7 protein-coding genes are annotated in these 13,441 nt (G+C 44.7%); 3 read left to right on the top strand and 4 right to left on the bottom strand.

Annotation, left to right across the window (positions count from 1 at the left end; translation table 11 throughout):
• Window positions 1-1,539: Ig-like domain-containing protein (locus QUA58_RS00400; protein WP_445301856.1), on the top strand; the 1,539-nt coding region annotated here is incomplete at its 5' end.
• 254 nt (window positions 1,540-1,793) lie between these two features.
• Here the strand turns inward: QUA58_RS00400 and QUA58_RS00405 are convergent.
• The 4 genes from QUA58_RS00405 to QUA58_RS00420 all read right to left on the bottom strand — a co-directional run bounded on the left by QUA58_RS00405 (window position 1,794) and on the right by QUA58_RS00420 (window position 9,545).
• Window positions 1,794-2,498, bottom strand: coding sequence for a rhomboid family intramembrane serine protease (locus tag QUA58_RS00405; protein ID WP_333252181.1), 705 nt, complete (start codon window positions 2,496-2,498; stop codon window positions 1,794-1,796).
• A 544-nt stretch (window positions 2,499-3,042) separates the two neighbouring features.
• Window positions 3,043-4,140: a DJ-1/PfpI/YhbO family deglycase/protease gene (locus QUA58_RS00410; protein ID WP_333252180.1), complete on the bottom strand. Its 1,098-nt coding sequence runs from the start codon at window positions 4,138-4,140 to the stop codon at window positions 3,043-3,045.
• A 137-nt stretch (window positions 4,141-4,277) separates the two neighbouring features.
• Window positions 4,278-5,036: an SDR family oxidoreductase gene (locus tag QUA58_RS00415; RefSeq protein ID WP_333392615.1), complete on the bottom strand. Its 759-nt coding sequence runs from the start codon at window positions 5,034-5,036 to the stop codon at window positions 4,278-4,280.
• Between the two features lie 261 nt (window positions 5,037-5,297).
• Entirely contained in the window at window positions 5,298-9,545 is a 4,248-nt protein-coding gene (locus QUA58_RS00420; RefSeq protein WP_333392616.1) for a PAS domain S-box protein, read from the bottom strand.
• Between the two features lie 244 nt (window positions 9,546-9,789).
• On the opposite strand from QUA58_RS00420, the gene QUA58_RS00425 reads away from it, so the two are divergent.
• On the top strand, window positions 9,790-11,964 hold the full coding sequence (locus QUA58_RS00425; RefSeq protein ID WP_333392617.1) for an EAL domain-containing protein: 2,175 nt from the start codon (window positions 9,790-9,792) through the stop codon (window positions 11,962-11,964).
• A gap of 179 nt (window positions 11,965-12,143) precedes the next feature.
• Window positions 12,144-13,091, top strand: a complete 948-nt coding sequence (locus QUA58_RS00430) for an NAD(P)-dependent alcohol dehydrogenase (RefSeq protein ID WP_333392618.1) — start codon at window positions 12,144-12,146, stop codon at window positions 13,089-13,091.
• The last annotated feature ends 350 nt before the right edge of the window (window positions 13,092-13,441 follow it).

A 13,441-nucleotide genomic window follows, 5' to 3' on the forward strand; every position in this document is an offset into this window, starting at 1 on the left:
ACTCCGGCAACGACTCCAACTCCGGCAACGACTCCAACTCCGGCAACGACTCCAACTCCGGCAACGACTCCAACTCCGGCAACGACTCCAACTCCATCACCATCACCGGGGACAACTGCGAGTCCAACTCCATCACCGGGGACAACTGCGAGTCCAACTCCATCACCGGGGACATTGCCGACACAGGTTCCGAGTCCGAGTCCGACTCCGACTGCCGGCGGGACAACCCCGAGTCCGAGTCCTTCGATCGTCCCCACTCCAACTGCTGCGCCCCCAACTCCTCCGCCTTTAGGCGGCGGGCCGACTCCGCCGAGTTTTACATCTCCGACTCCTAACCAGCCGCCGATCGTGGAAGCTGGCAAGACGGTGACTGGTTTGCAGAATTTGCCTTTGTCTCTGAGCATTTCGGCGCCCAGCGACCCGGAGGGCCAAGCGCTGGCGATCGCGGTAGTCGGACTTCCCAATCCTACTTTTGGTCAGGTAATTACCGGTACGAGCCCCCTCACCGTCAACCAAAAGTTAACCGTTCAGGATTTACTTGGGCTGACATTTCAACCTGGAACAAACGTGATCGGGCAAGCCGGTTCTTTCAGCTACAGCGTAGCTGACGACCAAGGCGGCACGGCAGCAGCGTCAGTGGCAATTAACATCAATTCTTTTGATACCTCCGTAACTGTTCCAACTCTCCTGCCGCCGATTGCTGTCGGTGACGGCATCGTATTTACGAGTACGAATAATTTGCTGCCGACTTTCATCGACGTGCTGGCGAACGATTTCAGCCTGCAAAAAGGGACGCTCAACATTATCAATGTCAGCACACCGCAACTCGGAATAGCTGTAAATCTTGTCTCTCAAGTGCAATTCATCCCCGGCAACGTAGCGGGTACAACTGCTTTCACCTACAGCGTCAGCGACGGATTCGGGACAGTTCCGGGCGTAGGTGCTGTCACCGTTCAAATCTTGCCGGCTGATAGCGGGCCTAACAATTTGGTTGGGGGTTCTTTGCCGGACAATTTGAACGGTTTGGCGGGCAGCGATACTATTGATGGTCAAGGCGGCAACGATACGATTAACGGCGGTTTGGATAACGACGTGCTCGTAGGTGGCCTCGGTGCAGATACCATGACGGGAGGCGGCGGCAGCAATCAATTCCGCTATACCAGCCCTGCACAAGGTGGGCCGGCTTTTGATGCGGCTTCTTCGGCGGCGATCGATGCTGCGATCGCAGCGGGCGGATACGATGTGATTACTGATTTTAACGGTCTCGGTGTGCCGATCGCCGATCAGTTTAATTTTGCCCCCGGATTTGCGAATCTGGGCGGTAACACCCAAGTTCTACTAAATGTGCAGACAACTGTTTCTGCAAATATTCTGGGAGGAAGTGCTTTCTTGTTTGCCTACGATTCCGGCGGCAATACTTACATCATTTATGACGGCAATGGCAATAACGTCACCGGCAGCGATTCTCGCATTTTGGCGAAGTTAAATGGTGTAACTGGCGTTACTGCTCTTTCGGAATTTGACTTGACGTTTATCTAGAGTTGACAGTTGACAGTTGATAGTTGATAGTTGACAGTTCACTGTTTATACGAAATCCGGGTTATTTGAACCCTTTGTGATTCGGCGGTTGAAACCTCTTCTTGTCAAACGAAGTCTGCCTCCGCAGACTAAGAGATGAAGGGGATATGTAAGTCGGATTTGGTATCAGTGGATAGTTGACCGTTGTCAATAGATGGTTGTCTGTTGTCAGTCAACTGTCAACTGTCAACTGTCAACTGTCAACTGTCAACTGACTAAATCTGATTTTCCTCAGAAAAAAGTCCCAACAAAGGGCCGAGAATAGCGCCGAAAACAAAGCCGCCGGCGTGGGCCCAGTAGGCAACTCCCCCGGATTCCATGCCGACACTTGCCGGGGCATTCAAGGAAGCCAGGCCGCTCAATGCTTGCTGTGCAAACCAAAATCCTAGAAAGAAGAAAGCGGGGACTCTGACGGTGGTAATGAAGATTCCCAAGGGCAGCAATGTTAAAACTTTGGCTTGGGGATATCTGAGAATGTAAGCTCCCATGACGCCTGCGATCGCGCCGCTAGCACCTAGGGACGGAATGGCAGATGCTGAGGAAAAAAACCACTGAGTTAGTGATGCTAAAACGCCACAAGTAAGGTAAAATATTATAAATTTGACGTGTCCTAAACGATCTTCTACGTTGTTGCCAAAAATCCACAAAAATAACATATTGCCGGCAATGTGGAGAAAGCCTGCGTGCAGGAATTGGGAGCTAATTAGCGTCGTCCATTCGGGAAATGGCGAAACTGGCAGAGCCACCCGACACATATTGCTTAACTGGCAAGGAACTACTGCCCAAGAGTAGAAAAAATCCGTTAATTGTCGATCGCCCAAACTGAGTTCGTACAAAAATACTAATATGTTTGCCGCAATCAGCCCGTAGGTGACGTAGGGAGTGATAGTAATGGGATTTTCATCGCGTAAGGGAACCACAGCCTTTTTTTCCTCATCAAAATATTGGCAACACAGTAGCGCATTTATAGCCCAGGTGTCTCCTATCTAAAGGAAGAGGGAACAAGTCAATCGATTTTAGATTTTAGATTTTAGATTAAAGAATTGAATAATTGAATAATTATCGATTTTAGATTAAAGAATTAAAGAATTAAAGAATTAAAGAATTGAAGAAGTGAAGAATTGAAGAAGTGAAGAATTGAAGAAAGAGACTTTACGGATGTATCCGGGGGCTGGTTATCGGATACTATATTTTTTATTTCTGCACGGATGAACCCGGGGACTTGTACCGCCCCCGGTTGCCGCAAGCTTCCTTCAAACCCGCCGTTTCCCGCTGAAACAAAAATAAAACCCATTTAATAAAACCCTCCACCTTGCAGTTAGTTGAATATCTGCTTTTTAGTGTTGGGTTTTATTTTACCGCAAAGGCATATATTGTAGGATTGCAGATCAAGTTTGTAGTTGCGATATGGGTGCGGGTTTTCACCTCTCAACAAAACTACAAACTTATTTATCCCCTTGCTGATTACATTTTTACAGCAGGGCTAGTCGAAGGTTTAGGCGACTTAATGTCCTGGGAAACTGCACGGGCACGGAAGAGTTTAGCAACGGCTTGCTCGCACTTGGACAAATCCGCTTCTATCTCTGTAAAAATGGCAGTTGATACCGGATCTGTGAACTTCGCCCGCAGGTTGTTGATATCGACAACACCGGTTTGCAAATCACCGAGAGTGCTCCGCAGTAAGAACGTTTCATCAGTTCCTTGCATTGAGGCTTTGAGCTTAGCATATTTGTCAGCAATTTGGGCAGGAATTGAGGGTTTTTCACCAAAATCGTTGAGGCGACTTTCGAGAGCGATGATGTGGTGCTGTTTATTTTGAATCATTTCTGTCAGGAGCGATCGCAAATCACCATCTTGCGTTTTTTCCGCATAATGCTGAAAGGCTTCGCAAGCATAGCGTTCCCCTGCGAGGGCAGTATTCAAACCTTTCACAATATCGCCCTGTGTCGAGCCACCCCAAGCATTAGCTAACTTCCACCATTCTGCATTTGTGTCACTTTCTTCTGGCAAGCCGACTTCTTTGCCGCCGTAACCGAGTCGAGCCAGAATTGCGGTGGTAAATATTGCTAAGTCTCCCGGTTGGCGGGAAGTAATCAAGTTGCCGTCAACTACTAAAGCTTCGTTGATGTAGTTAGCTCCGGCATTAATCATGTCTGTTTTAATTGCCAAGAAACCTGTGGCTTTTTTGTCTTTTAACAAATCGGCTTCAATCAAAACTTGCGGGCCGTGGCAAACAGCAGCGACGATTTTTCCTTGTTCAAATGCTTCTTTCACAAAGCGTACTGTATTGGGATTAGTCCGCATTGTATCAGGAGCCATGCCGCCGGGAATTATCACTGCATCGAATTCTGCGGGTACTGCTTCTGTGGTAGTTCCGTCAGCCTGCTGGGCAACTTTTCCTTGTTTCCCTGCATACTTTTCGTTTGTCCGCGAACCAAGGACAACTACTTCAAACCCTGCTTGTTTTAAGGCGTTGTAAGGAACTAAAAATTCGGAATCTTCAACTCCATTTTCGATGAGTATGGCAACTCGTTTTGTGTTGCTACCATTATCGGTTGTCATAATCAAATTTCCTCAGACTATCTTTTTATCTAACCATAAAGGATTTATGATGTTTTTAGCGTCTTGCTAAAGTGATAAATTAGTTTGTTTTAAAAGATGTCAGCGTGAGCCTTGAGAGGTATTTTACAGTAATTGCCTCAATGCACATAAGAGGCTCCGTTAATATCGATCGTTGTCCCGGTAGCGTGCTGGGCTAAACCAGAGGCTAAAAAGGCGATCGTATTGGCGACATCTTGAGGAGGAGCGATTTTGCCGATCGGGATATCGCGCACAATCTCTGCTTCGCCAAACTCCCGAATAAACTTATCTGCCATTTCCGTACTGACAAATCCCGGTGCAACAGTAAAAGCCAAAATATTCTCAGCCGCAAATCCTCTAGCAATGCTGCGAGTTAAAGCAACAATCGCACCTTTTGAGGCGGCATAGTGGAGGTAATTCGGGTCATCTCCGCGAAAAGCAGCGCGACTTGCTATATTAATAATTGTACCGCCACTGCGAGTTTTGAAATGTAGAATTGCTTCCCGGCACAAATCAGCAACAGCAACTAAATTAACTTGTAAAGTTTGCTGCCAAGCCGACGACCAAATATCGAATTCGTCCTCAATACCCGCCGACTGCATAATCCCAGCATTGTTAACTATAATATCAATATGACCGCGCCATTTTACCGCATCTCGCCACAAACTCGCAGCCGCATTTTCTAGCATCAAATCTGCAGGTAATAAATAACAGCGATCGCGCGCCACACTTGCTGCTACCGCTTCAGCTTCTTTGTGACTGCGACAGTAATGCAAAATCACCTCAGCCCCAGCATTAACCAGAGTCCGCACCGTCACTGCACCAATCCCTTTCGAGCCACCAGTTACTAAAATTACCTTTCCGGTTAAATCAATCATTTCTGTCTCTCTTTTCTCTTTCTCTGTGGCCTCTGCGCCCTCTGCGGTTAATAAAAAAAATAAATCCCCTTCACGCCAAAAATAGGATTGCTATATGATACAGCACATTCCATCTAATGTGTATGCCATTTCCTCATGCTGATGGATATCTGCAATATACCTCTCCAAAAACTTCCAAATCCTTTCCCATGTTGGTGGTTTCTATTGGAAATATAGCCACTGGTTACAGCACTATAGCTTCTTTGTCCTTAAACTCGATAACTACAGTGGATTCGGCAGCAAAGGTCGAATCAGCTCCATAATTCGATCAGAATTAAAATTATTGATATAATCGGTTAGTGCCTTGGACAAACTTGCTTTGGATTCTGGAATTTGTACAATTAATTCATTCATAACTTCGGTATCGAGATAGTAAGCGGCTTGATACATTTGTTCTAACCACTGAGGGGGCATCATGGATAGATATTCTACAGACACCGTTTCAACTAATTGTTTTTGTGGAGTTTGTTCTACGACTGCGTAGATATATTGCACTCCCAAATATTTAGCAATTTTGTCAAAGATGTCTCTCTGCTGAAATGGCTTGCTTATAAAGTCGTTAAAGCCAGCCATCAGAACTTTCTCTCGCTCTTCTTCAAAAACACTGGCAGTTAAAGCAATAATGACAGTTTTTTGGCTCTTAGGGCATTGTCTAATATATTTAATAGCAGTGTAGCCATCCACGATCGGCATTCGTAAATCCATCATAATCAGGTGCGGCAGCCAACTCTCCCACAGCGAGAGTGCCTCCATTCCCTGTTTTGCCTCTCTTACCTCAAAACCCACCAAGGTAAGGCTCTCAACTAACAAGCGGCGATTTTCTTCTAAATCTTCAACAACAAGAATGCGGTAACTTTGTTGTCCGGGAGCTAAACCAATTACTCTTTGATTAATTGATTCTGGGGGTAAGGATGCTGCTTGAGGTAACTGTACACCAATCTCAAATGAAAAAGTGCTACCTCGGTTCAAAGTGCTTTTAACGCAAATTTGACCGCCCATGAGTTTGACGAGTTTTTGACTGATCGCTAAACCAAGCCCGCTGCCTTGACTCAAATTATTTCCAGCTTGGGCTTGCACGAATACCTTAAATAATTTATCGATTTCTGCGGGCGCAATTCCCACGCCTGTATCCTCAACTTCAAAACATAGGTGACAGGATGTTTCGTCTCTTTGGGTTGCTCTTACTCGTAGGGTGACGCTTCCTTGCTTGGTAAACTTAATCGCATTACCGAGTAAATTTGTTAAGACTTGATATAGTTTTTTCTCATCATTATTCACAAATCTGGGTAGATCGGGATATTGCTCGACAACTAGCTGTAATTCTTTAGATTGAACTCTAAATTGCAGCATTTCTTCAATAGATGTCAGCAAATTTGTCAAATCAAAGTCAGAAGGATTGAGTGTCATCCGTCCGCTCTCTATTTTGGATAAATCTAAAATATCGTTAATCAAGTCCAATAAATGTTTACCGCTACGATTCACAATCTGTAAACGTTCTTGAACAGAAGGAGTCAGATTGCTCTCATAGCTCATCAATTGCGTGAATCCCAAAATAGAGTTGAGGGGGGTGCGGAGTTCGTGGCTCATATTGGCTAGGAAGATAGTCTTGGCTTGGTTTGCTTCATTTGCCTGCTGAAATTCCAACTCAGCTTGTTTGCGATCGCTAATGTCAATTAAATATCCCAAGATTTCTACTGGTGTACCTGAAGCATCTCGAATTAGCCTAAGCTGAGCGAGCATCCAGCGATAAACCCCATCGGAGCGACTCAAACGGTATTCGTGGAAGTAAAAATCATTAACGAATAGATTTGCTAACCCATTAACCACTGGTTCTACATCATCTGGGTGTAAGTGATTCACCCAAAATTTAGAATCTTCTAAAAACTCCCTGCTTTCGTAGCCCAATACATCTTTGATATTTTCGCTGATGAACGTTGCTCCATAATCGCCGGCAGGTTTACTGCTAAAAATGACAACGGGGCTGTAGTTTAGAAGAAAGTTGAGGCGATTTGTGGTAGCGTGCAAGGCTTGCTCAGCCAGTTTTAGCTCTGTTGCGTCCTCCTGAACGGCAACATATACAGTTCCGTATTCAGGATGTTCAAACATGGATGTATGAACTCTGCACCAAAAGAGAGTTCCATCTTTCTTTCTATTGTGGACTTCATATTTCGCTTCCCCGGTCTGTTCAATTTGAGTGACAATATCTAGAACGGTTACATCTGGTGTAAGCTTTGTATCGACATAATTCAAGACACTAACGGATTGACCTGCAAGTTCGCCCTCTGCGTAGCCAAACATAGCGTCAAAGGTAGGATTGGTGTAGACGATCGTGAGGTCTGAGGCTTTGACCAAACACACTCCTCCTGCCATGTTATTCATGATAATACTTTGAAGTTCTAGCGTTTCTTGAGCTTCTTTTCGAGCGGTAATTTCTTGAATTTGAGAAATAAAATGCAGTGGATTTCCCTGTTCATCTTGTACTAGCGATCCATTAAGGATAATCCAAATAATATGTCCTTGTTTATGGAAATACCGTTTTTCTAGTTGGTAAGTTGAAATTGTTCCTGATAATAGTTGATGTGCATAACTAAGATCCAGGTCTAAATCGTCAGGATGGGTGATGTCTTGGAAAGTTAACGCTAACAACTCTTCTGAGGAGTAGCCAAGAATCTGACATAAGGCAGGATTGACTTTAATCCAGTTCCCATCAAGTGAAACGATCGCCATCCCGATCGAGGCATCTTCAAACGCATGGCGAAACTGCTCTTCACTGTTTCGTAAAGCCATCTCAATTTGTTTGCGATTTATTTCAGCTCGTTTGCGCTCTGTGATGTCGCGTTTAATTACAGAACACCCAATAATTTGGCCTCTTGTGTCCTTCAGAGGTGATATGGTACAAGATATGTGGATAAGCTGTCCATCTTTGCGGACACGCACGGTTTCATAGTTTTCAATCGTTTTTCCTTGTCGAATCGTTTCTAGGATTTTTTGTTCTTCGTAGGTAAGATTGGATGGAATTAGAATGACAATCGATTGTCCTATGATTTCTTCAGCCTTGTAGCCAAAGATTTTTTCTGCTGCATTGTTCCAGCTTAAAATGATGCCGTCTAATGACTTGCTAATAACTGCCTCACCAGAGTATTCCACAATCGCTGCCATGTGAGCCAGTGATGCTTCTACTTGCTTGCGATCGCTAATATCGCGCAGAATAACGGTAAACACCGTTTCGTCTCCCATTTCCAGCCTAGAAATAGAGGCTTCAGCCGAAAACTGCGTTCCATCTCGACGACGACCCAAAATCTCGCCTCGTTCTCCCATCTTTCGCGCTCTGGTAGAAGAGTGTGCAAATTGTTTGATATGCTGCGGATGTGCATCTCTAAACTGTTCTGGCAGCAGTAAATTCAGTGGCTCCCCTAAAATATCCTGCATTTTATAGCCGAAAATCTTTTCTGCCCCTTGATTAAACAGGGTAATGCGTTGAGTGCGATCGACTGAAATGATTGCATCATTAGCGATTTCTAGAATTCCCGCAAAACGAGCCTGCGATTTTTGTAAAGCATCTGTTCGTTCAGCCACAAGAATTTCTAAGGTTTCGTTAAGTTTTTTAATTTCTGCTTCGGCTTGTTGGCGCTTGTAATCTATCTGGTTTAAAAAGCGAGCCGTCCCCAAGATGAGAGTTGAGAAGGAGAAAACCATAACAGTTGAACGCAATGTATGGCCAAAATTAGCGTTATACCAGCCTAAATTTTGTCCCTGAAGAGTCAACCAGTTCAGTGTGACTGGAAAGGTGATCGCCCAAGGCAGCAACAACCGAACCATTACTCCGCCGACCAGGGGGCTGGTTACTACTTGCATTAATCCTTCCTTGGGGCGAAGCAATAAAATTCCTCCATAGAGGATGAAAAAAGTGGCGATCGTATTTAGGGGTTGAGTCGTCGTAATTGTGACCAACCGTTCAAGAATATCGACATTGAATAAGTGTGTAAATAAAGCTAGTAGAGAAATTAAAGCTGCAACACTACTAAAAATCTGAGCCAACCAAGTATCTCGTTGGGAATTTTGTCCTAACAGTAACAACCCTACTCCCATCAGCACAAAATTTAGGGCGGTATGGACTCCCATTCTTCCCGGTTCAGGAGTCGCTGAAGATACGAAATCTCGGAAAAGCCACTCATCAATACCCAGCTTCCAACCAAAAATATACTCGCTCAGCGTCAGCATACCGATGATGATTATGAATCCTGCCATGCCTTGAGCGATGCGATCGTCGAGTCTGGTTCTTTGGTACTGCAACAATCTCAAAGATACTCCAGCCAGCAAAAAGCAAAGTGCCGTGTTTGCTTTCATGCTCGAACTCATACCGGGAAAACCACTTTTGAGTAGGGAGATGTCAAATTGCCAACCCAGCAGCACGAGACACCCGATCGCAATCACGAGTAAGCTTGCCATTTCAGAAATGCGCTTGTTCATAAATCGGCTGCTTGGGTTGAAATACTCTTCTTCTGATGTTAGGCGAAGCGAAGAAGGGCAACCACGGGGGACTGCCCCTAACCGAACTATTCAGATTTTGCAGGGCTGCGCCCGCTTGCCACCCCAATATCTCGGGGATCGCAGGACTTCTTTCTGCGTAAAGGGAGCTTTATAACCTAATAATTCAATTATACTATTTGTGCATATGTTTATAGTCGTCTAGCAAGAAACTATGGAAATCAGTATGATTATCGATAGAACTAGCGATCGGGTTAGCGATCGAGCTACAAACTACCGAGGCAATATTTTAATTGTTGACGATCTGCCTGATAACCTGCGTCTTCTCAGGGATACTTTGAGGGCAGAGGGTTATAAAGTTCGCAGTGCCACGACAGGTGCAATGGCGCTCAGAGCCGCCCAATCGCCATCGACGGAGTTAATCTTACTAGATATTAAGTTGCCCGATCAGGATGGCTATGAAGTTTGTAAACAATTAAAATCTGACGAGAAAACCGCAGGCATTCCGATAATTTTTTTGAGTGCGCTCAATGAAACTTTTAATAAGGTGCAAGGGCTGGCTGTTGGTGGGGTAGATTATATTGCTAAGCCATTTCAAGTCGAAGAAGTATTAGCTCGTGTCGAAACCCACCTAACTATCGGAAGGCTGCAACAAAGACTCCAAAAGCAGAATTTACGTCTGTTGAAAGAAATCGAAGAACGGCAACGTCTCGAAGAGTCTCTCTTTGCCGAAAAGGAATTGGCTCAAGTGACACTGCAATCAATTGGTGATGGAGTTATTACTACAGATGCCCAAGGTAATGTAAGATATTTGAATCCTATAGCTGAGCGACTGACAGGCTGGAAGAGTCATGAGGTTCAAGGAGTTCCTTTTTCTACAGTCTTCCTAATTGTCGATCAAGTAACGCGAGAGCCAGTAGAGGATCCCATAAAGAAGGCTCTATTAGAGGAGCAAATTGTGGGTTTAGCTAACAATACTATTCTGATTTGCCATGATGGAGCCGAGTATCCGATTGCTGACTCGGCAGCACCGATTCGAGACCGTCAAGGTCAAATTATCGGGGCAGTAATCGTCTTTCATGATGTTACTGAATCGCGCTATCTCACCCGTCAACTCTCTTGGGAAGCGAATCACGATGCCCTGACAGGGTTAATCAACCGTCGAAGATTTGAGCAGCAGCTAGTTGAGGCGATCGCCTCTGTTCAAGATAGCAATCACCAGCACGCTCTTTGTTATTTAGATTTAGATCAGTTCAAAGTCGTTAACGATACCGTAGGTCATATTGCTGGCGATGAGCTACTGCGCCAAATCACCGCACTTATTCAACAGGGAGTCCGTGCTAGTGACACACTGGCTCGCTTGGGAGGTGATGAATTTGGTATTTTGCTCACTCAATGTCCACTATCTCAAGCAGCTCAGATTGCGGAAAATCTCAAAGACCTAGTGCATCAGTTTCGGTTTATTTGGAATGGCAAAACCTTTATCATCGGAGTCAGCATTGGAGTTGTTGCTATTGACCAAAACAGCCAAGATTTGAGGGATCTTCTGGGAGCGGCTGATGCAGCTTGTTATGCGGCCAAAGCCAGAGGCCGCAACTGTGTTCATATTTATAGTCTAGATGATAGCGAACTAATTAAACAACGTGGTGAGAGGCAGTTGGTTTCCAAAATCAGTCGAGCGCTGGAAACCAATCGTTTTTGTCTCTACTACCAAAAGATTGTCTCTATTACCTCTAAACCATTAGTAGAGCATTATGAGATTTTGATCAGAATGCTGGACGAAAATGGAAAAATAGTATCTCCAAATGAGTTTATTCCCGCCGCCGAGCGTTACGGCTTGATAACTGAGATCGATTGTTGGGTAATCGAAAATTTTTTCTCCAATTATCACAAATTGCCGGAGAAAGATGTTCTTAGTCAAGGCTTGTATACGATCAATCTTTCTGGGGCTAGCATTAGTAACAATCAGTTTCTGAGGTTTTTGATCGAACAATTTTCTCGCTACAAAGTCCCCCCACAAACCATTGGTTTTGAAATCACGGAAACCGCAGCGATCGCAAACTTTGAGCAAGCCAGATATTTCATGAGCGAACTCAAAAAGATTGGGTGTTGCTTTGCTTTAGATGATTTTGGCAGTGGGTTGAGTTCCTTTGCATATCTGATTAATTTACCAGTTGATTATCTAAAAATTGATGGTGCTTTTGTCAAGAATATTAGTCATAATTTGATTTCTCAAGCGATCGTTGAAGGCTTTAATGGTATTGCCCATGCGATGAATCTTGAAACTATAGCTGAGTTTGTCGAAGACGAGACTATCTTAGAAAAATTGCGGGAGATTGGAGTAGATTATGCTCAGGGTTATGGGATCGCCCGCCCCGTCCCTATTAATTTTAATCGCTAGCCGATCGCACGCTCGCCAGCGAACCCATTGCCTCACGCCTGCCCATTGTCTGGAGGCCTGCAAGAGTCGATCGCCCGCTGCTACAAGGCTTCCTCAATTTACTATGTCACATTTAGATGGAATGTGCTGTAATTGTAAAGGATTGAGTCTTTTATTAAAAATAGACCGGAAAATTTGCCATGAAAGCAGTTGCGTTCGATCGCTACGGTTCCGCCGAGGAATTGCAGTACCGAGAATTAGAAAAGCCGATCGCCAAATCGAACGAATTGTTAATCAAAGTTCGCGCTAGCAGCGTCAATCCCGTAGACTGGAAAATCCGGCAAGGACACCTGCAACTATTGACAGGATTTAACTTTCCTCGAATTGTCGGTTCTGACATATCGGGAGTAGTCGTGGAAGTCGGCCGGGAAGTCACCAAATTTCAACCCGGAGATGAAGTTTATACTTTCTTAAATCCCATCAGTGGGGGTGCTTGCGCCGAATACGCAGCCGTGGCAGAATCGGATGCAGCAATTAAACCGAAAAACATCACTCATGCAGAAGCAGCAGCAGTACCGATCGCAGGTTTAACTGCTTTGCAAGCGCTGAGAGATTTGGGTGAAATTCAAGCCGGAAATAAAGTATTGATTAACGGTGCTTCCGGCGGAGTTGGCACTTTTGCCGTGCAAGTTGCGAAAGCAATGAATGCGGAAGTAACGGGAGTTTGCAGCGCTAAAAACATAGAATTTATCAAGAGTTTGGGAGCCGATTGTGTCCTGGATTACGCAGAAATTGACTTTACTCAACAAACCGATAAATATGATATAATTTTAGATGCTGTCGGGACAAGAACATTTGCTGAATGCGAAAAAGTGCTGCAACCAGAGGGAGTTTATATCTCGACTTTGCCGAGTTTCGAGAACCTCGCACCGATGTTAACGAGCTGGTTTATCTCGGGTAAAAAAGCTAAATTTATTCTAGCCAATGCCAACACGAGCGATTTAGAGGCTTTGCGGGAGTTAATAGAATCCGATAAAGTTGAGCCGATTGTCGATCGCACTTACAGCTTGCAAGAAGTAGCCGCAGCCCACACTTACAGCGAAACTGGCCGCGCTGTTGGCAAAATTGCGATCGTCATTGACAGTTAAAAAAACTATGTTTGACCAACACGACTCAGACATTATATATCTTACGTGGCAAGGGTTAGCCCAAAATTGCGCGGTTGGAGTTACAGTAAAAAGGGCGATCGACCTTAACCCGGAAACAGGTTTTTGATTCTACCTGCATCCCAGACCAATAAACGTAAAACTTAAATAAAATCCAAAATACCTATGACTGTGCCCTCAGACTTGGAGACATCCGAACAAGATTCCGACAACAACCTCGAAGAAGTTATCCCGGAAAATAGCATTACACCAATCGCCGATGATTCTGTAGATGTCAGCAACTTAGAAGATGAAGAAGTTATCCCGGAAAATAGTATTGCACCAATCGCCGA

Origin of the sequence: Microcoleus sp. N9_A1 (assembly GCF_036701795.1) — a bacterium.
Classification (GTDB): domain Bacteria; phylum Cyanobacteriota; class Cyanobacteriia; order Cyanobacteriales; family Microcoleaceae; genus Microcoleus.